Origin of the sequence: Streptomyces sp. CAU 1734, assembly GCF_039888735.1 — a bacterium.
Classification (GTDB): Bacteria; Actinomycetota; Actinomycetes; order Streptomycetales; family Streptomycetaceae; genus Streptomyces.
Map to the genome: position 1 here is coordinate 262,910 of NZ_JBDQQP010000004.1, position 20,141 is coordinate 283,050.

Sequence of the window (20,141 nt, forward strand, 5' to 3'; positions counted from 1 at the left end):
CCGCCACCGGACCGTGCCCGGCCGCCCCGGGCACGGTCCGCATGCGTTCCCGGCCCGGGCCGTGCCCGTTCCCGGCCCGGGCCGTGCCCGATCCCGGCCCGGGCCGGCCCCGCCGGACACCCGACAGCGCCGCGACAGCCGCCCGCCAGGTATCCGACCAGGATTCGACAAGCATCCGACAAGAATTCGAGCAGAACCCGATCCAGGTATTGCCCGAACGCATGCACCAATAGTGCGCTCCCCGACAGGGAATCGTTTCCTCGGAAATCTCACCGGGGAAAGAGGATTCGATACCGAACGACACCGCCCGCCACACCCGGGAACCCCGCCGGGGAGCACCCGGAACAACCGGCGCGCATTCTCCCCTCACCCCTCAACAACCCCATGAATAAAGGCTGTAAATAATCCTTGTTCAGTGTCATGCCCCTGCCTAGCCTCCCCCGAGAACAATTCATTCACCCCGCCCCGGCGGGGTCGGCGAGGGGGACGGAATGAACAGCGACGGACCGGAGAACAGGCCGAACAGGACACTGGCCATCGGAGTGAAACGCACCATCGCACTCGCCGGGGCGCTCGCCCTGCTGCCGCTCATGACGGCCTCGGCGGAGGCCGGAACCACCTCGGCCGCCGCCCCGCTCACCGCGGACGCGGTCGCGGCCATGACACCGGAGCAGCAGGGCAGGGTGCTCGAACCGCTGCGGCTGGCGGCCGACGCCGCGGCCGGCGTCGGACTGGGTGTCCGGGCGGACATCTACACCCAGGTGGAGCTGGCACCCACGTACCGCTCGGTCAATGTCTATCTGACCGACACCAGCCGGGGCCGCGACTTCCTGGCCGAGGTCCGCAGGGCGAACCCGGAGGTGAACACCCGTCTCATCAACATCGTCCGGGGAAAGAACACCCGCCAGGAGCTCAAGAAGGAGGTCGAACGGATCACCAGCCGCGAGGATCTGCCCTTCCGGGTCACCCTGGCGGGGAGCTCGACCGACGGCGGCACCGTCGAACTCTCCGTGGACAAACCGGCGGCGGCCCGGAAGTGGCTCGCCTCACCGGCGGTGGCGAACAAACGGAAGGCCGAGTCCGCCACCCCCGTCCGCATCAGCCAGGGCACACCGGCGAAGGCCCTGAGCCGCGAGAACGACACGGCGCCCTTCTACGCCGCCGCCGCGCTCGGCCCGGGTTCCGGCGGCCGGTCCCGGTGCACCAGCGGAATCCCGGCGATCAGCACCTGGGACGGCCGCCAGTGGCTCGTCACCGCCGGGCACTGCTACAACGTCGGCGACCATGTCCCGGCGCTCGGCGGCAACTACATCGGCCAGGTGAAGTACAAGCGGCCGGAGGTCGACTCGGCCTTCATCGAGACCCGGACCAACCGCTACACCTGGGACGGTGTGGACGCCCAGGGCTACGTCCGTTATCTCAACGGCGTCCGCAATGTCGCGGTCAATGACTTCACCTGTCAGCTGGGCTACAACTCCAAGGTGGTCTGCAACATCCGGACCACCCACGCGGGCAACCTGAGCTGGTACGTGAACGGCGTCCTGGTCTGGGGAAGCTTCGGCGTGCCGCATTACGGCGGCGTCGTCGGCCGGGGTGGCGACAGCGGCGGCCCGGTCATCACCGTCAACGACCCGAACTCCCGCCAGCTCAACGGCATCATCAGCATCGGCACCGGATGCAGCCCGGTGAAGGACTGCACCGGCGGCGTGGGCTGGGTCGATGTGTGGTCCATCTTCAACAACTTCGCCATCAAGCTCAATCCGTCCTGAGCACCAGCGGGCCACGAGCGGGCCGCGGGTGATCCACGAGCGATCCGCGAGCATCCCGCGAGTGATCCGCGAGTGACCCTGGTACGCGTGGAGCCGCGGTGCCGTCCGGCACCGCGGCTCCATCACACGGCAAGGCGCTCAGCGCCCCGCCCCCGCCGGCGAAGGCATGCCCTCGGCGGCGACGCGCCCCGCCGGCGGAGACGTGTGCTCAGCGGCGGCGCACCCCGTCAGCGGATGACATGCGGCACGAAGCGGGCGTACTCGTCCGTCACCGGCCCCGAGGACTCCCGGATGCCGAGCCCCGCCGACTCCCCCTCCACCACCCAGGCGCCGAGGACGACCCGGTTGCCGTCGAAGTCCGGCAGCGGCGCCAGCTCCTGGTAGCAGCAGGCTTCGGTGCGGATGACGGGCTCCGCGCCGGGCTCGTGGACGGTGATGCCCTCGCCCTCCCGCCCGAGGAGCGGCTTGGCGACATAGCCGGGCCCGCCGGCCAGCTCCCGGGGCCCGTCCAGATAGGCGGGGAGGAGATGGGGATGTCCCGGGTTGAGCTCCCAGAGGATCGCCAGCAGCGCCTTGTTGGAGAGCAGCATCTTCCAGGCGGGCTCGATCCAGGCCGTGGTCCCGGTGCCGCCGCCGTTGTCGATGGTGTCCAGGACATGCGGCCCGAAGCGGTCGGTGGTCAGCCACTCCCACGGGTAGAGCTTGAAGCAGGAGCGGATGAACCGCATCCGGTCGTCCACGAACCGGTTGGTTATCCGGTCCCAGCCGATCTGCTCGACCGACAGCGCCTCGGTCTTGAGCCCGGCCTGCTGGGCGGTCTCGCGCAGATACGCGACCGTCATCAGGTCCTCGCCCAGCACATCCCCGTCGGAGTGGACGAAGTGGACCGGTCCCGGCGACAGCAGATGCGCCTGGTGGCGCCAGGCGTCGACCAGGCGTTCGTGGAGGGAGTTCCACTGGTCGGCGCCCGGGAAGCGCTCCTCCATCCAGAACCACTGCGGGCTCGCGGCCTCGACCAGCGAGGTGGGGGTGTCGGCGTTGTACTCCAGCAGCTTGGCCGGACCGCCGCCGTCGTAGTGCAGGTCGAACCGCCCGTAGATGCTGGGCTGTTCGGCTCTGCGGCGCCAGGACTCGGCGACCCGGGCGGCGAGCCGGGGGTCGGTGATGCCGAGGTCGGCCATCCGGCCGTGCTCCACGATATGGGCCGCGGCGCCGAGGCAGAGCCGGTGGAGCTCCTCGACGGCCTCCTCCATCGCCTCGACCTCGGGGAGGGAGAATTCGTAGTAGGCGCTCTCGTCCCAGTAGGGGCGGAGTTCGCCGTCCGGGTGGCGGGTGAGGGGGTAGACACACCCCTGTTCCTCGACGATCCGCTGCCAGCCGGGCCGGGGATCGATCTTGTGTCGCTGCATGTCCGTCCTCCCCGCTCAGCCGCCGCCGGACCCGGAGCCGGAGCAGCCGAAGCCGCCCTTCTCGACGGCCTCCTTCCGGAAGCTGCCCTCCTCGACCGTGCCGCCGACTATCTTGCCGCCGTAGTACGTGCTGCCCCGGCCGTCCGAGGAATCGCACTCGTAGCCGGGCAGATTCTCCATGGTCACGGGATCCGCGCACCGCTTGTCCGGCTCGGAGCCACAGGAAGTGATCGTCAGTGCGAGCATCCCCATACCGCCGAGCACCACCGTGCTCGACCTCAGTCTGCGCCGTGCCATCAGAGTGCCGTCCCGTTCCCGTCGAACCGCCGTGCAAGCGGCGGTGTCGCGCCATCGCGTCAAGGTAGTGAATCGCCGACAGACTAGTGGCCCCGGCGGATGGCTCTTCCGCCCGGTCCGCTTCCTCTGTCCCGCCCGGCAGATCAGCAACCTCGTCACCTCCTCGTCTCAGGTTTCATCCGGTAATACGACCGGGATTCGGGGCACAGGCTTCCGTCGGCCCCGGTACTTCCGTTCCGCCGGCCCCCGGTACTTCCGTTCCGCCGGCCCCCGGTACTTCCGTTCCGCCGGCCCCCGGTACTTCCGTTCCGCCGGCCCCCGGTACTTCCGTTCCGCCGGCCGGCCGGTCAATCCTTCAACCGGTCCGCCGGATCCGGCCCGGATTCCCCCCGGCCGTCGGTCCTGTCTCAGCCTTGCGCATATCCGGTGTACGGCGAAAGGGAGTTGATCCGGCCGCGACTTCGGCCAACGCGGCGAAAACAAAGCGCTTCCCCGGGGCACTCCGGATTAGGTTCGTCCGTGTGAACGACAACAGAAATCCCGAACACACGCCCCGCCTCGCCTGGGCCGAGCTCGCCCCCGATGTGTACAAGGCAATGGTGAGACTCGACGCCGCCGCCCGCCGCGGCGTCGACCCGGTGATCCTGGAACTGGTGCGGATCCGCGCCTCCCAGCTCAACCACTGCGCGTACTGCCTGGACATGCACAGCAAGGACGCCCTGGCGGCGGGTGAGTCGGTGGACCGGATCATTCAGCTGTCCGCCTGGGAGGAGTCGCGGCACTTCTACACGGCGCGGGAGATCGCGGCCCTCGAACTGACCGACGCCGTGACGGTCCTCACCGAGGGCTTCGTGCCGGACGCGGTCCACGAGCGCGCGGCGAAGGTGTTCGACGGGACCGAACTCGCCCATCTCATCGCCGCTATCACCGTGATCAACGGCTGGAATCGATTCGCTGTGAGTACGCGCATGGTGGCGGGCCATTACGCCCCGGGCCAGGTCAGCCACCGTCACTGACCGCTGTGTCCTGGGGCACACACCTCGGCGCGCGCCCCCCGTGACACCGAGCGCGCCCCCATGCGCGACGCGCGCCGCCGTCAGCCGGAATGAGCCTTGCGGGGCGGGGCCGCCCGTACTCCCGCGCCTCCCCTCCCCTCCCCACCCCACTCATCGAGAAGCGAGGACCGAAGACCATGACCCCCACTCCCGTCCAGATCTTCCGCGATCTGCACCAGCGGCGTGCCGCCGGTGACCCGCTCGTCCTGCCGGGGCCCTGGGACGCGCCGTCCGCCCGCGCCTTCGCCGGCGCGGGCTTCCCGGCCCTGGCGACCCCGAGCGCCGGGGTCGCGGCGGCGCTCGGACACGAGGACGGCCGGACCCCGGCCGCGGAGATGTTCGCGGCCGTCACCCGGATCGTGCGCGCGGTGGACATCCCGGTCTCGGCGGACATCGAGCGCGGGTACGGGCTGCCCCCGAAGGAGATCGTGGACCGGCTGCTGGAGACCGGCGCGGTCGGCTGCAATCTGGAGGACTCCGTCGCGGGCGTTCTCCAGGATCCGGAGCGCCACGCCGACTGGCTGGCCGAGGTCCGCGCGGCGGCCGGCGACCGGCTGTTCATCAACGCCCGGGTCGACTCCTTCCTGCGCGGTGTCACCGACCCGGCGGACGCGATCGGGCGGGCCCGCCGCTATCTGGCGGCGGGCGCGGACTGCGTCTATCCGCTGGGGGTGCCGCCGGAGCAGTTGCCGCTGCTGCGGTCCGAGATCGGCGGCCCGATCAATGTGGCGCCCTCCCCCGGCGGCCCCTCGATCGGCCGGCTCGGCCTGCTGGGCGCCTCCAGGATCACCTTCGGACCGTATCTCCAGGAGCGGTCGGCGGCGGCGGTACGGGAGATGGCGGACCTGCTGCGCACCGGCGCGCTCCCCGCCTGATCCGCCGCGTCCTCCCCTCCCCCCGCGCCCCTGTCCCGGCGGACTCCGGCCCGCCGGGACAGGGGCCGCCCCCGCCCGCCGCTGCCGGGCCCATCCGGATGCGGAATGAACCGGCTCATGCGAGTTTGGACCGGAACGGCAGCCCGGACAGCGGCCGGGAACGGCGGCCCCGGGACGGCACCCCCGGGACGGCGGCGAGGACCCGGCGGGCCGGACCGCGACCCCGGAGGCGGAGTGCGATGAGGGACCTGACGCCCGGCGAGGCAGTGCGATGAGGGACCTGACCCCCGACGAGGCCCGGCGCACCGCCGCCGACGGCTGGATCTGGGGATTCCCGCTGCTGATGAACTACCGCACGATGTACGCCCGGGCGATCGACACCGACGACCCCCGCCATACGGGTGGTTTCGGCCGCTTCCGCCACTATTCGGAGCCCGCCGGACCCGCCGACACCGATGTGGTGACACCCAACAACGACACCCCGTACTCCTGGGCCTGGCTGGATCTGCGCGCCGAGCCCTGGGTGATCTCCGTCCCGCCGGTCGACCGCTATTACATCCTCCCCCTCCACGACCTGGACACCAGCTATGTCGGGTACATCGGCGCCCGCACCACGGACGGCCTCCCCGGTGATCATCTGGTGGCCGGTCCCGGCTGGCGGGGCGAGGTGCCGGGCTCCGTCACCGGCGTACTGCGGGCGGACAGCTTCCTCGTCGGAATCGTCGGCCGCACCTATCTGGCGGGCCGCGACGGCGGACCGGCGCTCCGTGCCCTCCAGAACCACTACCGGCTGCGCCCGCTCTCGGAATTCGCCGGCACCCCCGCACCGGCCCCGGCGGAGGAACCGGTCTGGCCGGTCTGGCGCGACGAGGTGCTCGACACGGTCGAGTTCTTCGTCGTGCTCGACTTCCTGCTGCGATTCCTGCCGGTACGGGAGGGCGAGAAGGAGCTGCGCGAACGGCTCGCCGCGCTGGGGGTCTCCGGTGCCGGGTGGGTCGCCGGCGCCCGGCCCGGCACGACCGATTCCGACGAGTTCGAACCGGCGGCGCTCCAGCCGGAGATCCGGGCCGCGATCGAGCGGGGCATCGCCGACGGCCGGGCGCGCCTCACGGAGGCGGAGAAGAACGCGGTCGAGTCCTCCCGCTGGTTCGGCACCCGCGCCGAGCACGGCACCGACTGGCTCGACCGGGCGGTCGGCGTGGACAAGGGCCTGTACGGGCTGCCGGCCGAGGAGGCGTGGTACGGCGGCTGGGCCGCCGACGACCGGGGCAACCGCCCGCCGGACGCCTCCCGCCACGACTACACCGTCCGCTTCCCGCTCGGCCGGCTGCCACCGGCCCGGTTCTTCTGGTCGGCGACCGTGTACCGGCTGCCGGAGCGGCTGCTCGTGGCGAACCCGATCGACCGGTACTCGATCGGCGACCGCACCCCGGGCCTGGTGCTGGACGACGACGGCGGGCTCACCCTCCAGGTGCGGAAGGACCCGCCCGAGGACCCCAAGGAGCTGGCGAACTGGCTGCCGGCCCCGGACGGCCCCTTCACCATCGCCATCCGGGTGTACGGCCCCGACCCCTCGGTCCTGGACGGCTCCTGGTTCCTCCCGCCGCTCGCCGTCACCGCCCGGACCTGATCACGAACGCGGCCCGCTCACGGATCCGCCTGATCACGGACCCGGCCCGATCAGGAAGCGGACCGCTCACCCCACAGGACGAACAGAGGGACGGAGGCCGGCGCATGGCACTCAGCAGGGACGAGCCGCCGCCGCAGGACGCGTCCGGCGGGCTGACCGGTCTCTCCGCGCTCGCGGCGGAGGCGTATGTCCACGGCTGTCCGCTCGTCTTCGGCGTGTCGATGGTCGCCGCCTCCCTCAGCCGGGGATTCGGCCCGCTCCCCGCCACCCCGTTCAACACCTTCGCCCATGCGACCGAGCCGGCCGGCCCGGAGGCGCGCTTCGTCTCCGTCAACAACGACACGGTGTACTCGATCGCCCAGCTCGACCTCTCCGGCGGCCCGGTTCTGCTCCATGTCCCGGCGGCGGGCCCGGCGTACCACGTCCTCCAGTTCGTGGACGTCTGGAGCAACAACTTCGCCTATCTCGGCAAGCGGGCCACCGGCGGCGCGGGCGGTGACTGGCTGATCTCCCCGCCCGGCTGGGCGGGGAGCGCGCCCGCCGGGGTGCGCGGGGTGATCGACGCGCCGACCTCGGTGGTGACCATCGTGGGCCGCTGGGCGTACGAGGGACCGCGCGACATGCCCCGGGTCCGGGCCCTCCAGGAACAGCTGATGATCACCCGGCTCGACCCGGCCGCCCACCGTTCCGGACTGCCGGGCCCCGAGGCCGGCGTACCGGAGGAGCTGATCTTCTTCGAGCGGCTGCGGGTGCTGATGGCCGACTTCCCGCCGAGCCCGGCGGACCAGGAGTACGAGGCCCGCTTCCAGCCGCTGGGGCTGCTGGAGGAGGGACCGTCGCCGTACGCCGGTGCCGCGCCCGAGCTCGTGCGCGCGCTGACCGAGGGGCAGTCGGCGGGGCGGGCCCGGGTGGAGGAGGCGAGCCGCCGGCCGGCCGGGGACAGCCGGCCGGGCGACTGGTCGCTGAACGCCCATCTCTTCGACTACAACCTCGATCACCTCGGCATCGGAACCATCGATTCCGTCCAGTGGCGGATCCCGGACCGGGTGGACTCCTATCTGGCCCGCGCGGTGGCGGCGCGGATCGGGCTGTGGGGCAACCACGGTTACGAGGCGGTGTACGCACAGACCTTCACCGATTCCGGCGGGCGCCGGCTCAATGGGTCGCACTCCTACACCCTGCGCTTCGACCGGCCGCCGCCGGTGGCCGCGTTCTGGTCGGTGACCATGTACGACACCCCGCACTACTACCTGGTGGAGAACCCGGCCCGGCGCTATTCGATCGGCGACCGCACCCCCGGGCTGGTGTACGGCGAGGACGGCTCGCTCACCCTCGTACTCCAGCGGCGTCGCCCGGCGGATCCGGCGGAGGCGGCGAACTGGCTCCCGGCGCCCGAGGGGGATTTCCGGCCGATGATCAGGCTCTACATGCCGGGCGAGCCGGTGCTCGACGGCACCTACCGGCTGCCGCGCATCGAGGTGCGCGACGGCTGACGGACCGGGGCGCGGAGGAGCGAGGTGCACGGGAGCGAGGCGCAGGGGCGCGAGGCGTACGGGAGCGGGCTACACCATCCGCCGGGTGCGGGCTCCCGTGCGCGGCGGGGAGCGGGCGTCATGGTCCCGGGGGGCCACTCCTTTCTAGGGTCGAGGTGTTGGCGACCGGTACGGGGAGGGGCGGGCGATACCCGTGTTCCCCGGGCCGGTCCCCGGGGGCGCGATCCCGCCCGCCGGGATTCCGCCGGCACCCGACCGAGGAGAGTCATGAAGAACGCCCGACCGCGGAACGCCCTGCCCCGACGGGTCGCGATACGCGCCGGAGCGGCCGTGCTGGCCGCCGCCGCCCTGTCCGTGACCATCACACCGTCCGCAGCGGCGGCCCCGGCCGCAGCGGCGACAGCGGCGGCGGCGGAACGCGGGGCGGACGGGGCGCGCCTGGCGGCGCTGCGGTCGCTGACCGACAGCAGGGCCGCCACCTGGGGCCAGGCCAGGATCGTCGAGAACGGCCGGACCGTGTGGAAGGGCACGGCGGGCGTCTCCCGTCTCGGCACCGGGGCACCCGTCAACCCGGACGGGCGGTTCCGGATCGGCAGCATCACCAAGACCTTCACGGCCACGGCGGTGCTCCAGCTGGTGGGCGAGGGCCGGATCGGCCTGGACGATCCGGTCGAGAACCATCTGCCCGGGGTGCTCCCGAACGGCGGCGGGATCACCGTCCGGCAGTTGCTCAACCACACCAGCGGCCTCCACGACTACACCGAGAACCCCAAGTACGGCTACGGAAGCGAGCGGTGGGTGCGGATCGACCGCTGGCTCAGCCACTCGGCGAAGGGGATCGTGGCCGAGGCGACCGCGAAGCCGCCGTATTTCGCGCCGGGCGAGGGCTGGCGTTACTCCAACACCAATTACACCGTCGCCGGGATGCTCATCGAGAAGGTGACAGGACGCCCCTGGAACAAGGAGGTGGAGCGGCGGATCGTCCACCCCCTGGGCCTGCGGGGCACCTCCATGCCCCATACCTCGCCGCTGCTCCCCGGCCCGCATGCCCGCAGTTACACCGAGCTGCCGTCCGGGCCGGCGGACACCACCCTGATCAACCCCTCGGTCGCCGGGGCGGGCGGGGCCGGCATCTCGACCACGGCCGATCTGGCGCGCTTCCACTCCGCCCTGCTCGGCGGCAGGCTGCTCCGGCCGGCCGAGCTGACCGAGATGAAGCGCACGGTGGATACCCGCCTGGGGATCGAATACGGCCTGGGCATTCAGCGGATGGACGATCTCGACCATCTGGGCTGCGGAAAGGTCTGGGGTCACGGCGGCTTCATCCAGGGGAATCTGGCCTATCTGTTCGGTGACGAGCAGGGCCGGCGCCAGTCGGTGAGCGCGGCGGGCCTCTACGGGAAGCAGGACCTCACGGCGGTGGGGAAGAAGCTGAGCGAAACGGGGAAGTGCGGGACCAACGGGCGGGGCACACCCCGCTGACCTCGCACGGCGGAGTGACTTCCGAACGCCCCCGCGACAACAAGACGATACGTACCGTCTTGCATGCTGGGGCTTATCGATCTACAGTGATCGACAGAGCGAGACGAACCGTCTCGCATCACTTCGGGAGTCCCCGCCCGGCCCGCGAGAGGCACACATGACCACCACCGCACCCACACCGTCCGCCGGCCGCGTCTGGTTCATCACCGGAGCGAGCCGCGGCCTGGGCCGGGCCTTCGCCGAGGCCGCCCTCGCCGCCGGCGACCGGGTCGCCGCCGCGGCCCGCACCACCGGCCCGCTCGAACCGCTGGCCGGGGAGTGGGGCGACCGGCTGCTCGTGCTCCCGCTGGACGTCACCGACCGCGCGGCCGTGCACACCGCGGTCGACCGCGCGGCAGCCCACTTCGGCCGGCTGGACATCGTCGTCAACAACGCGGGCAACATGGCCATGGGCATGGTCGAGGAGTTCACCGAGGAACTGGCCCGCGCCCAGATGGAGACGAATTTCTTCGGCGCGCTCTGGGTCGGCCAGGCCGTACTGCCCCGGCTGCGCGCACAGGGCAGCGGCCACATACTCCAGATCTCCAGCATCGGCGCGCTCGGCGGTTTCCCGTCGACCGGGCTCTACAGCGCGAGCAAGTTCGCCCTGGAGGGACTGAGTGAGGCACTCGCGGCCGAGGCGGCGGCCTTCGGCGTCAAGGTCACCATCGTGGAGCCGGGCGGGTACTGGACCGGCCTCTACACCAAGGGCCTCACCATGACCGAGCCGCTGGAGGCGTACGCCGGGCTCCGCGAGCGGCTGGCCGAGCAGTTCGCCGAGGGCTCGGTGGACAGCCTGCCGGAGCTCGCCGCCGAGGCGGTGATGAAGCTGGTCGCCGCCGATGAACCGCCGCTGCGGCTGCTCCTCGGCAGCATGGCGTACGACCTGGCCTTCGAGAGCTCCCGGCAGCGGATGGACACCTGGGCGGCCTGGGAGGAGACCAGCCGCGCGGCCGAGCGGGCGGTCCCGGCCCCCGAGGGCTATGGCGCGTGAGCGGTTCGACAGAACCCCAAAAGAACTGTTTGACAGTGGGCCGGGTCCGGTGCAGACTGCGCACATGCCCTCAGGCGACCGCGCACCCGGCCCCGCTGATCCCTCCGGCCCTGATTCCCCCGGGCCCGATTCCCCTCCCGGGCCCGCCGGCCCCGGGGACGCACCCGGCCCCGGGGACGCACCCGATCTCACCGGCCTCCGGGCCCTCGCCCACCCCCTGAGGCTGCGGCTGCTCTCGCTCCTCACCGCCGCGCCCATGAGCTCCGCCGAGGCCGCCCGGCATCTCGGCCAGTCGCAGGCCAATGTCAGCTATCACATGCGCCGGCTCCATGCGGCCGGGCTGCTCCGGCTGACCGAGGAGACCTCGGTGCGCGGCGGCCGGGCCAAGCGCTACCGCCATCTCGCCGACAGCGGCGAACTCCTGTCGGGGGGCTCGCGGGACGAGTACGCGGTGCTCGTCTCCGCCCTCGCCGAGGAGCTGGTGCGACGGAACCGGGAACGCCTGGTGGAGGTGGCGGGCGACTTCACCGACGCCGACATGACCATCTCGGCGGAGACCTGGGAGCGGGTCCGGGGACTGGCGGACGAACTGGGCCGGATCATGCACGACGAGGCCCTGCCGCCGGGGACGGCGGGCGCGGTGCGGGCGAGTGCCACGGTGATGCTCTTTCAGATGGCACCGGACGGCGCGGCACGGGAAGCCGGCCCAGAGGCCCGCCCGGACGGCGGCGCGCCGGGGGCCGGCGGGGTGTCCGCTGTACGGGAGGGCGGCGCGGAGACCGCCGCACAGGAAGCCGCACAGGAAGCCGCACCGGGCGGCGCGGCGCCGGAAGCCCGCACGGAGACCGCGTATCGGGAGACCGGCGCGGGCTCCACCGGATCGAGAGCCGGCGCGAACGGCGCGGCACCGGAGGGCGGCCGGTGAGCGGCGGCCGGAGCGCGCTGCTGAGTCCGCTGCGCCACAGCGCCTTCCGCAATCTCACCATCGGCCGCACCCTGACCCATCTCGCCAATGCCATGGCGCCGGTCCTGCTGGCCTTCGCCGTGCTGGACCTCACCGGCTCGGTGACAACCCTCGGCCTGGTCGTCGGCGCGCGGTCGATCGCCAATGTCGCCCTGGTCCTCTTCGGCGGACTCCTCGCCGACCGGCTCCCCCGGGCGGTGATCCTCCAGGGCGCCAGCGTGGGTGCGGCGGCGGCTCAGGCGGCCGTCGCCGCGAGTCTGCTGCTCGGCTTCGCCTCCGTACCGCTGCTCGTCGGACTGAGCGTCGCCAACGGCGCGATGGCGGCGCTCTCGATGCCCGCGACGGCCGCGCTCGTCCCGCAGACCGCCCCGCCGGACGAGCTGCGCGGCGCGAACGCGGTGGCCCGGATGGGCGTCAACCTCGGCACGATCTCCGGGGCTTCGCTGGGCGGGCTGCTGGCCGCGGTGCTCAGCCCGGGCCGGGGCATGGCGTTCAACACGGTCGCCTTCCTGTGCGCGGGCGTGGCCTACCACCGGGTGCGCCTCCCCCGCCGGCCCCGCGCCGACGGCGCTGCGGCGCTCCGCCCGCTCGCCGAACTGCGCGAGGGCTGGCGCGAGTTCACCTCCAGGACCTGGGTGTGGGTCGTGGTGGCGCAGTTCTTCGTGGTCAATGCGGTGGCCTCCGGCGCGATCCAGGTACTCGGACCGGTGATCGCCGATGACACCATCGGGCGCACGGCCTGGGGGTTCGTCCTCTCCGCCCAGATGATCGGCGCGCTGGTCGCGGGCTTCTTCGTGGCCCGCTCGCGCTCGCGGCACATACTGCGCATCGGTGTGGCCGTGATCGCCCTGGACGCGCTCCCGCTGGTCGCCATGGCCGAGGCCGCGCCGCTCGTCCTGCTCATCGCCGCCATGTTCGTCAACGGGATGGCGCTGGAGCAGTTCGGCGTCGCCTGGGATCTCTCCCTCCAGGAGAACATCCCGGCGGACCGGCTCGCCCGGGTCTATTCGTACGACATCCTCGGCTCGGTTCTCGCGCTCCCGCTGGGGGAGATGGCCGCCGGGCCGCTCGCGGAGCGCTTCGGTGTACGGGCGACCCTGCTGGGCGGGGTGGCGCTGAGCGTCGCGGCGACCTGCGCGGCACTGGCGAGCAGAGAGGTCCGTACGCTCACGGTCCGCGCGGGCGGACCGCCGATGGCGGGAGCGGCGGGTACGACGGGGGCGGCCACCGGCAGCGGGACCGTGGCCGGTCCCGGTCCCGGTCCCGGTCCCGGTCCCGGTCCCGGTCCCGGTCCCGGTCCCGGTCCCGGGAAGAGCCTCGCGCCGCCCGCCGAGGGGTGAGGGCCCTCCCCCGCGCGGCTACTCGGGCGGGAGGGCGAGGAGTACCGGCCAGTCGTCGGGGCCGGAGAGCGGGTCGCCGGACGGGTCGTCCGGGCCCATGGTGAAGGCGGCGGTCACGGGCGCCGCCCGCGCGTACAGCTCCGGGTCCACCGCCGTCTCCGCGCGCAGCACCACCACGGCGGCGGGGTGGGCGGGCGGGTGCTCGGGGAAGTCCGCGAGGTCGGCTCCGGTGCGCGCCAGCACGGCCGGGTGGAGGACGACGGTGACCGTCAGGCGCCCGCCGTCCAGGGAGTGTTCGGCCCAGCCGTCCGTCCGCACCAGATAGAGGACTTCGTCCCCCTCGTAGCAGTGGTCGGCGAGCCGGGCGACGACCCGGTCACCGGGCGGGCCGTCGGGATCGGCCAGCAGGGTCACCACCGGCGTGTCCGGCTCCTCGGGGTCGACGCCGGTACGGACATGGAGCCTGGCCACGGGCGGCCTCCGGTGACGGGTGGGGCGGGCGGGGCCTCAGTAGAGCACGGCCCGCCCGCCGGCTTCCCTCGGCCCCGCCCGCCGGCTCGGTGCGGCCCCGGGCGCCAGCTCGGTGCGCCCCCGGGGCGGCCCGTGGCGCCCCGGGGCGCTACGGCGACGGCACTCCGGCCGGTACGGGCCGGGCGCGGGCCGTCCGCAGCTTCACCGCGCGCAGCACCAGGAAGACCGGGAGCGCGAAGGGCGACAGCAGGATCGTGAAGACCAGCAGGGGCCCCATCACCAGGGGGTGGATGCCCAGCCGCCGCGCCTCCAGGAAGATCCACTGACCGATCAGCAGATCCCAGGCGATGATCTGCGCCCAGACGGCGGCGGCGCCGTCCGGGATCGCCACCAGGTCCTGGAGTCTCTCCAGTGACGGCTCGCTGACCAGGGTCCACAGCTCCGGCAGGACCGGCACCGCGAGGGCGGTGTAGACGACGAGGATCGGCAGCACGGTCAGCGGCGAGGCGGCGACCCGGGCGGTCCACCGCCAGGCCGGCGCGAAGATCATCAGCAGCCACACCGGAGCCGCCAGCAGGAAGGTGAGACCGAAGAGGAAGTCGGTCACGGCGCGGCCCTCCTCATTCGGCCGGGCTCACCGGTCGCAGATGGCAGATACCGGGAAGGCATGGGAATCCCCGTCCGATCATATGGATAGCGGCACTTTCCATTATTGGTGAGCGCCACTATCCATGACGGCGGGACCGGAAGCAAGGGACGTTGAACGAACGCGCCGCACCCCGGGGCGAGTTGGGAGGCGGACGCCGGCACCCGGTGGTCCGCCCGACTTGATAGGCAAGTCACCACTTGCCTATGGTGGCGGCATGGCAGAGGATGTGTTCAGGGCACTGGCCGACCCCACCCGCCGGCGCATCCTGGACGAGCTGGTGGAGAGAGACGGCCAGACCCTCTTCGAGATCTGCGCGCGGCTGGCCGCCAAACACGGTCTGGGGCTCTCCCGCCAGGCGATCAGCCAGCACCTGGCCGTACTGGAATCGGCGGGCCTGGTCAGCACCCGGCGCGAGGGACGCTACAAGTTCCATGATCTGAACACCGACCCCCTTGAGCTGATCGTGACCCGATGGCTCAGGACCGACGCACCGGAGGGCACCCCATGAGGATCAATCTGACCAGCGTCTTCGTCGACGACCAGGACAAGGCCCTGCGCTTCTACACGGAGGTCCTGGGCTTCGTGAAGAAGCACGAGGTCCCGGTCGGCGAGGACCGGTGGCTGACCGTGGTCTCACCGGAGGACCCCGAAGGGACCGAGCTGCTGCTGGAGCCCGACGGCCACCCCGCCGTGAAGCCGTACAAGACGGCGCTGGTCGAGGACGGCATCCCGGCCACCGCCTTCGCCGTGGACGACGTCCACGCGGAGTTCAAGCGGCTGCGCGGGCTCGGGGTGCGCTTCACCCAGGAGCCGCTGGAGATGGGCCCGGTCACCACGGCGGTCCTGGACGACACCTGCGGCAATCTGATCCAGATCATGCACACCGCGTAGCCGGTCGGCGGCGTGCTACGGGCCGTCCGGCAGCGGCTTCCCGGCGGCGGGCCGTCCGTGATCGATCGTGAAGAGCCGCCCCGCAGGATCGACCAGCGCGAACAGCACCTCGCCGACCTGCGGCGACGGACTCTTGCCGCACTCGTGCACCGCGTCGAAGGACGGCAGTCCGGGCCCGCTGATCCGCAGGGTGAGAGCGACGCCCGCCCCCTCCCCCACAGGGGTCTCCACACTGGCGAGCACCTCGGCGGCGGCCGGGATCCCCGACCGGTCGAGCCGCCTGGTCCTCGCCCTCGCCCGGCCGGCCGCCCGCCACGCCCAGACGCACACGGGGGTGAAGACGGCGGTGAACAGCCCGCCGACGATCGCCTGCGTACGCGGACTCTCGTCGATCCGGCCGATGGTGGCCAGCGTGACCGGCCCCACCAGCATCCCGAACAGGATCATCGCCCGGAGGAAGAAGACGCCGAACGGACCGATCCTCGGCACGTATTCCGGTTCGGGGCCGGGACGAAGCGACATGGCCCGGATCGTAACCGCCCACCGGGGCGCGGCCCAGGGCATGGACCGCGCCGGTGTGCGCCGGGCACCTCAGAGGCCGGTGCCGTACCGCTCCGCGCAGGCGAGAACCGCGTCGTAATCCGGGTCGGAGAATTCGAAACTGTGACCGCCCGCATGCCCGTCGAAGAGTGTGCAGGCTTCATTGGCCCCTTCGGGCTCGCCATTGTCGGATTCGCAGTCCGCCAGAATTTCGACCACTCGGGGCGGACGCCCGTCCTTCCAGTGCGCCCAGACCGCGCCCGCGTCCATCTCGTCGATTTCATGGACGAGATCACTGTGGAATCCGGTGGAATGCGCCTCCAGTCCGCACCGGAGGCCGGTCATGATCCTGAGCGGGTGAGCTCCGGCGTCGGGTGCGATTTCGATCGCCAGTACGGTGAGCTGAAGCGGGAGCGTCGCGCTCGCCCCGCAGATCCGGCGGTCGGGTGCGGTGCCGTCCCCGCTGTCGTCGGCCATCTCAGAGCCCCCATTTGCTGAGCGAATTGACCTCGGCGACGGCGGTACTGAGCGCGTCGGACTGCGCGGCCGGACTCAGGTCCTCCGGCAGGGCGTCCCATTCCCGCCCGCCGTTGAGCGGCCGGAGCTGAATCCGCCCGCCGACGTCCCCCATGACCCGCCCGATCCGATTCCCGGCGGCGTCCCGGACGACCGCCCCCGTCTCGTACCCGGTCGCACTCATCCGTCCGCCCTCCGCAGCCCGTCCGCGACCAGCCGGAGCAGATCCGCCGTGGGCCGCGCGTACCCGGTACGGGGAACCCAGTCCGGGGCGAGCGCGAAGACACCTTCGGCCTGTATGAGCGCGGCCAGCTCGGCCTGGTGATCAACCGGCCCGGCGGACGCTTTCCAGTCGGTCATATGACTTTTCCCTTTCCGTTTCCGTCGCCAATTTCCCCGTACGGCAATATCGTTGCGTGCTCGGAAGCCCCTGGGGGGCGGTTGATGTTCCACTCCGGGACTGGGAACAGAGGAGGCAGGGATGGTCGCACGTTCGCGCGAATTGACACCCGATCGGTCGGCCCGCCATCTATTCGGCGCGGAGATGCGCCGGTTACGGCTGGAGGCGGGTATGTCGCTCGACCGACTGGCCGACGTATTGAAGTACGGCAAGACGTCGCTGCACCGTTTCGAGACGGCGGAGTCGATGATCCCGCCGGACCTGGCACCGAAACTGGACGCGGCGTTCGGGGCGGGAAAGTTCTTCGAAAAGCTGTACGTACTGGCCCGCAAGGAAATCCATCCGGACCAGTTCCGGAGGAGGATGGAGCTGGAGACTCGGGCCCGGGTCATCGAGGAATACAGCGGACAGCTCGTTCCGGGCCTGGCTCAGACCGAGGACTATGCTCGCGCACTGTTCACACTGCACAACCCACGAGCGAGCGCCGACAGTATTCAAGATCTGGTCACAGCGCGGATGAGCCGCCAGACAACGCTGCGATCCGAGAACCCCCCTGACCACTCGATGATCCTTGACGAAGAAGTGCTGCGTCGATCATTCGGTGGAGCAGCGGTTATGTATGCCCAGTTGGCGTACCTCGCAGAGATCGCTCTGACGCCCACCGGCATGGTGCAGGTTGTCCCGTTCAGTCTTGGAGGGCACGCGCTCACAGGGGGGTCGCTGGCCCTGCTGACCTTGGATGACGGGACGAGGGTCGCTTGGGAGGAAAGTATCTCAACAGGCACTCTGCTGGAAGAATCGGAGGGTGTCGCCAGACGCAAGCGGGCATACGATCGGCTCAGGGCTTGCGCCCTGCCGCCGCAAGAGTCGGCGGCCTTGATCCGGTCCGTTATGGAGGCGCTACCACGATGAGCAGCAACCCCATGCACTCCTCCGGGGAGTGGGTGAAGTCCTCGTACAGCGGCAACGGTGGGGCCAACTGCGTGGAGTGGGCGCCAGCTCACGCAAGGGCACACGGAGTCGTTCTGGTTCGGGACAGCAAGCAGACGAATCGCCCGCCCCTGACGCTCTCACTTCAGGGATGGATAGGACTCGTCGAATATGCGCGGAACACGCACACTTGGTCCGCACAGAGCTCGCAGTCGCTCGACTGAAGGGATCTCCCACGTGGGCGTCGATTCGAGCCCGGCAGCCACCAGTGCGGTATGGGTGAAGTCCACCTACAGCGGCAACGGCGGCAGCAGTTGCCTTGAGTGGGCCCCCGCCCACGCCCAGGCCCATCACGTCGTCCCCGTACGGGACAGCAAGCAGCCCGAAGCCCCGGCCCTCATGCTCTCCCCGGGCAGCTGGGCCGGACTCGTGGCGTACGCGCGCGGCACCGAGCTCTAGCCGCTGCGGGAGCCCCGCCGCCGCGCAACAGTCCTCGCGGCGGCGGGACTTCCGCCACCGGCCGGCCCCGTGCGCAACCCGCGCGCACCGGCCCGGTATGCCACCTTGCACAGGGAGTGCCCCTCCTCCTACCTTCCCCGCATGAACCTTCTCGACCAGCTCTCCGAGATGCCCTCGGTGGACGCGGCAGCCACGGCGGACAAGCTTGACCTCATCCTCGGCCGGGCTCGGGAAACCGGGATCCCCACCACGCTGACCAGCGATGGCAAGCCCGTGGCAGTGATCATGTCCTGGGACACCTTCGAACAGCTGGAGTCGGCCGCAGCCGGGCTGCGGCACGCGGAACACCAGCTGCGGGGATGCCGCTTCGGCCCGGTCAAGCCTGCGGAAGGCATCGACTGCGGCTGCCGGACGGCGGACGAAGTCGCAGCGGAGACATCACCGGAGGAAGAGTGAGCACTTTCAACATCACCTGGGAGAGCGCCGCGCGTACGGCCTACCAGAGGTTCCTCAAGGACGACCGTGAAGGCGCCAAGCTGTTGACCGCAGCGATCAATCGTCTCGCGCACAACCCCCAGCCGCCGGACAGCCGCCCCATGGGCGGCGCGGGCCACCGTCGTTTATCGGTCGGCCGCTACCGATGCCAGTACCACGTGAACGGAACGACGATCATCATCACCGTCATGACCGTGGGACGGGTCTGACGAGCCAGGCCCCGGTCTCGCGCCTGTGCGCAGCCGTCTGCCGGGCGGTCGTGCCGTCCGGCCGGTGCCGGACACAGTGCGGAACGGGAACCGCCCCCGGCTGCCGGGGCAACCAGGGGCGGACACACACGTACAGCCGCGCGGGCGTACGCGTACAGGTCAGAGCAGGCCGAGCGCGCGGACCGCTTCGCGCTCCTCCGCCAGCTCCTGGACCGACGCGTCGATGCGCGGGCGGGAGAACTCGTTGATCTCCAGACCCTGGACGATCTCGTACACACCGTTCTTGGTGGTGACGGGGAAGGAGGAGATCAGGCCCTCCGGGACGCCGTAGGAGCCGTCCGACGGGATACCCATGGAGGTCCAGTCGCCCTCGGCGGTGCCGTTGACCCAGGTGTGGATGTGGTCGATCGCGGCGTTCGCGGCCGACGCGGCCGAGGACGCGCCGCGGGCCTCGATGATCGCGGCGCCGCGCTTGGCGACGGTCGGGATGAAGGTGTCGGCCAGCCACGCCTCGTCGCCCACGACCTCGGCGGCGTTCTTGCCCGCGATCTCCGCGTGGAAGATGTCCGGGTACTGGGTGGCGGAGTGGTTGCCCCAGATGGTCAGGCGCTTGATGTCGGAGACCGCCGCACCCGTCTTCGCCGCGAGCTGCGAGATCGCGCGGTTGTGGTCGAGGCGGGTCATCGCGGTGAAGCGCTCGGCCGGTACGTCCGGGGCCGCCGCCTGGGCGATCAGGGCGTTGGTGTTGGCCGGGTTGCCGACGACGAGGACCTTGATGTCGTCCGCGGCGTGGTCGTTGATGGCCTTGCCCTGGGGCTTGAAGATGCCGCCGTTGGCCTCCAGGAGGTCACCGCGCTCCATGCCCTTGGTGCGGGGGCGGGCGCCGACGAGGAGGGCGACGTTGGCGCCGTCGAAGGCGACATTCGGGTCGTCGGTGATCTCGATGCCGCGCAGCAGCGGGAACGCGCAGTCGTCCAGCTCCATCGCGGTGCCCTGGGCGGCGCCGAGGGCCGGGGTGATTTCGAGAAGGCGCAGCTTGACCGGCACGTCCGGGCCGAGCAGGTGGCCGGAGGCGATGCGGAAGAGCAGCGCGTAGCCGATCTGGCCGGCCGCGCCGGTCACGGTGACGTTGACGGGAGTGCGGGTCATGGCGATCTCCGTAAGACAGCTGGCGGTGGGGGTCCCTGCCCCGGGTCCGGAACGCCCCTCCACCACGAATCTTGACGTGAAGAGA

Annotated in this window: 25 protein-coding genes; 16 read left to right on the plus strand and 9 right to left on the minus strand. The window is 71.3% G+C overall.

What is annotated here, in order from left to right; translation table 11 throughout:
- The first annotated feature begins 491 nt into the window (after positions 1-491).
- Complete coding sequence (locus AAFN69_RS09475) at positions 492-1,769, plus strand: hypothetical protein (RefSeq protein ID WP_347727898.1); 1,278 nt, start codon at positions 492-494, stop codon at positions 1,767-1,769.
- 227 nt (positions 1,770-1,996) lie between these two features.
- On the opposite strand, the gene AAFN69_RS09480 is transcribed toward AAFN69_RS09475, so the two are convergent.
- Positions 1,997-3,178: a glutathionylspermidine synthase family protein gene (locus AAFN69_RS09480; RefSeq protein ID WP_347727899.1), complete on the minus strand. Its 1,182-nt coding sequence runs from the start codon at positions 3,176-3,178 to the stop codon at positions 1,997-1,999.
- A gap of 15 nt (positions 3,179-3,193) precedes the next feature.
- Positions 3,194-3,475, minus strand: coding sequence for a hypothetical protein (locus AAFN69_RS09485; RefSeq protein WP_347727900.1), 282 nt, complete (start codon positions 3,473-3,475; stop codon positions 3,194-3,196).
- Between the two features lie 521 nt (positions 3,476-3,996).
- Between AAFN69_RS09485 and AAFN69_RS09490 the strand changes: the two genes are divergently transcribed.
- The 8 genes from AAFN69_RS09490 (at position 3,997) to AAFN69_RS09525 (ending at position 13,347) form a co-directional block, all read left to right on the plus strand.
- Positions 3,997-4,491, plus strand: coding sequence for a carboxymuconolactone decarboxylase family protein (locus tag AAFN69_RS09490; protein WP_347727901.1), 495 nt, complete (start codon positions 3,997-3,999; stop codon positions 4,489-4,491).
- 176 nt (positions 4,492-4,667) lie between these two features.
- Positions 4,668-5,405 (plus strand): isocitrate lyase/phosphoenolpyruvate mutase family protein, encoded by a 738-nt coding sequence (locus AAFN69_RS09495; protein WP_347727902.1) that lies wholly within the window; start codon positions 4,668-4,670, stop codon positions 5,403-5,405.
- 271 nt (positions 5,406-5,676) lie between these two features.
- Entirely contained in the window at positions 5,677-7,035 is a 1,359-nt protein-coding gene (locus AAFN69_RS09500) for a DUF1254 domain-containing protein (RefSeq protein WP_347727903.1), read from the plus strand.
- 104 nt (positions 7,036-7,139) lie between these two features.
- On the plus strand, positions 7,140-8,528 hold the full coding sequence (locus AAFN69_RS09505) for a DUF1254 domain-containing protein (protein WP_347727904.1): 1,389 nt from the start codon (positions 7,140-7,142) through the stop codon (positions 8,526-8,528).
- 267 nt (positions 8,529-8,795) lie between these two features.
- Complete coding sequence (locus tag AAFN69_RS09510; protein WP_347727905.1) at positions 8,796-10,010, plus strand: serine hydrolase domain-containing protein; 1,215 nt, start codon at positions 8,796-8,798, stop codon at positions 10,008-10,010.
- Between the two features lie 157 nt (positions 10,011-10,167).
- Positions 10,168-11,043 carry an SDR family NAD(P)-dependent oxidoreductase gene (locus AAFN69_RS09515; protein WP_347727906.1) on the plus strand — a complete coding sequence of 292 codons (876 nt, stop codon included), beginning with the start codon at positions 10,168-10,170 and terminating at the stop codon, positions 11,041-11,043.
- A gap of 64 nt (positions 11,044-11,107) precedes the next feature.
- A complete protein-coding gene (locus AAFN69_RS09520) occupies positions 11,108-11,968 on the plus strand; it encodes a helix-turn-helix domain-containing protein (RefSeq protein WP_347727907.1) in 861 nt (286 codons plus the stop codon).
- Positions 11,965-13,347, plus strand: a complete 1,383-nt coding sequence (locus AAFN69_RS09525) for an MFS transporter (protein ID WP_347727908.1) — start codon at positions 11,965-11,967, stop codon at positions 13,345-13,347. Before AAFN69_RS09520 ends, AAFN69_RS09525 begins: the two co-directional genes overlap by 4 nt.
- 18 nt (positions 13,348-13,365) lie before the next feature.
- Here AAFN69_RS09525 and AAFN69_RS09530 read toward each other — a convergent pair whose 3' ends face one another.
- Together AAFN69_RS09530 and AAFN69_RS09535 are read right to left on the minus strand one after the other, a co-directional pair.
- Positions 13,366-13,818 carry a hypothetical protein gene (locus AAFN69_RS09530; protein WP_347727909.1) on the minus strand — a complete coding sequence of 151 codons (453 nt, stop codon included), beginning with the start codon at positions 13,816-13,818 and terminating at the stop codon, positions 13,366-13,368.
- Positions 13,819-13,966: 148 nt separating this feature from the next.
- Entirely contained in the window at positions 13,967-14,425 is a 459-nt protein-coding gene (locus AAFN69_RS09535; RefSeq protein ID WP_347727910.1) for an ABA4-like family protein, read from the minus strand.
- 256 nt (positions 14,426-14,681) lie between these two features.
- Between AAFN69_RS09535 and AAFN69_RS09540 the strand changes: the two genes are divergently transcribed.
- Both AAFN69_RS09540 and AAFN69_RS09545 read left to right on the plus strand, forming a co-directional pair.
- Positions 14,682-14,975, plus strand: a complete 294-nt coding sequence (locus AAFN69_RS09540; RefSeq protein WP_347727911.1) for a metalloregulator ArsR/SmtB family transcription factor — start codon at positions 14,682-14,684, stop codon at positions 14,973-14,975.
- Positions 14,972-15,358, plus strand: coding sequence for a VOC family protein (locus AAFN69_RS09545; RefSeq protein ID WP_347727912.1), 387 nt, complete (start codon positions 14,972-14,974; stop codon positions 15,356-15,358). Before AAFN69_RS09540 ends, AAFN69_RS09545 begins: the two co-directional genes overlap by 4 nt.
- 15 nt (positions 15,359-15,373) lie before the next feature.
- On the opposite strand, the gene AAFN69_RS09550 is transcribed toward AAFN69_RS09545, so the two are convergent.
- The 4 genes from AAFN69_RS09550 to AAFN69_RS09565 all read right to left on the minus strand — a co-directional run bounded on the left by AAFN69_RS09550 (position 15,374) and on the right by AAFN69_RS09565 (position 16,774).
- Positions 15,374-15,880, minus strand: coding sequence for a hypothetical protein (locus AAFN69_RS09550; protein ID WP_347727913.1), 507 nt, complete (start codon positions 15,878-15,880; stop codon positions 15,374-15,376).
- Positions 15,881-15,949: 69 nt separating this feature from the next.
- Positions 15,950-16,375, minus strand: coding sequence for a hypothetical protein (locus AAFN69_RS09555; RefSeq protein ID WP_347727914.1), 426 nt, complete (start codon positions 16,373-16,375; stop codon positions 15,950-15,952).
- A 1-nt stretch (position 16,376) separates the two neighbouring features.
- A complete protein-coding gene (locus tag AAFN69_RS09560; RefSeq protein WP_347727915.1) occupies positions 16,377-16,598 on the minus strand; it encodes a hypothetical protein in 222 nt (73 codons plus the stop codon).
- Positions 16,595-16,774 carry a hypothetical protein gene (locus AAFN69_RS09565; RefSeq protein WP_347727916.1) on the minus strand — a complete coding sequence of 60 codons (180 nt, stop codon included), beginning with the start codon at positions 16,772-16,774 and terminating at the stop codon, positions 16,595-16,597. The genes AAFN69_RS09560 and AAFN69_RS09565 overlap by 4 nt, the downstream gene beginning before the upstream one ends.
- Before the next feature lie 121 nt (positions 16,775-16,895).
- Between AAFN69_RS09565 and AAFN69_RS09570 the strand changes: the two genes are divergently transcribed.
- The 5 genes from AAFN69_RS09570 to AAFN69_RS09590 all read left to right on the plus strand — a co-directional run bounded on the left by AAFN69_RS09570 (position 16,896) and on the right by AAFN69_RS09590 (position 18,907).
- Positions 16,896-17,726 carry a helix-turn-helix transcriptional regulator gene (locus AAFN69_RS09570; protein WP_347727917.1) on the plus strand — a complete coding sequence of 277 codons (831 nt, stop codon included), beginning with the start codon at positions 16,896-16,898 and terminating at the stop codon, positions 17,724-17,726.
- Positions 17,723-17,968, plus strand: coding sequence for a DUF397 domain-containing protein (locus tag AAFN69_RS09575; RefSeq protein WP_347727918.1), 246 nt, complete (start codon positions 17,723-17,725; stop codon positions 17,966-17,968). Before AAFN69_RS09570 ends, AAFN69_RS09575 begins: the two co-directional genes overlap by 4 nt.
- 13 nt (positions 17,969-17,981) lie before the next feature.
- Positions 17,982-18,203, plus strand: a complete 222-nt coding sequence (locus AAFN69_RS09580) for a DUF397 domain-containing protein (protein WP_347727919.1) — start codon at positions 17,982-17,984, stop codon at positions 18,201-18,203.
- A 141-nt stretch (positions 18,204-18,344) separates the two neighbouring features.
- A complete protein-coding gene (locus AAFN69_RS09585) occupies positions 18,345-18,659 on the plus strand; it encodes a type II toxin-antitoxin system prevent-host-death family antitoxin (RefSeq protein WP_347727920.1) in 315 nt (104 codons plus the stop codon).
- Positions 18,656-18,907 carry a type II toxin-antitoxin system RelE/ParE family toxin gene (locus tag AAFN69_RS09590; protein ID WP_347727921.1) on the plus strand — a complete coding sequence of 84 codons (252 nt, stop codon included), beginning with the start codon at positions 18,656-18,658 and terminating at the stop codon, positions 18,905-18,907. The genes AAFN69_RS09585 and AAFN69_RS09590 overlap by 4 nt, the downstream gene beginning before the upstream one ends.
- A gap of 159 nt (positions 18,908-19,066) precedes the next feature.
- On the opposite strand, the gene AAFN69_RS09595 is transcribed toward AAFN69_RS09590, so the two are convergent.
- On the minus strand, positions 19,067-20,056 hold the full coding sequence (locus AAFN69_RS09595) for a malate dehydrogenase (RefSeq protein WP_347727922.1): 990 nt from the start codon (positions 20,054-20,056) through the stop codon (positions 19,067-19,069).
- Between the last annotated feature and the right edge of the window lie 85 nt (positions 20,057-20,141).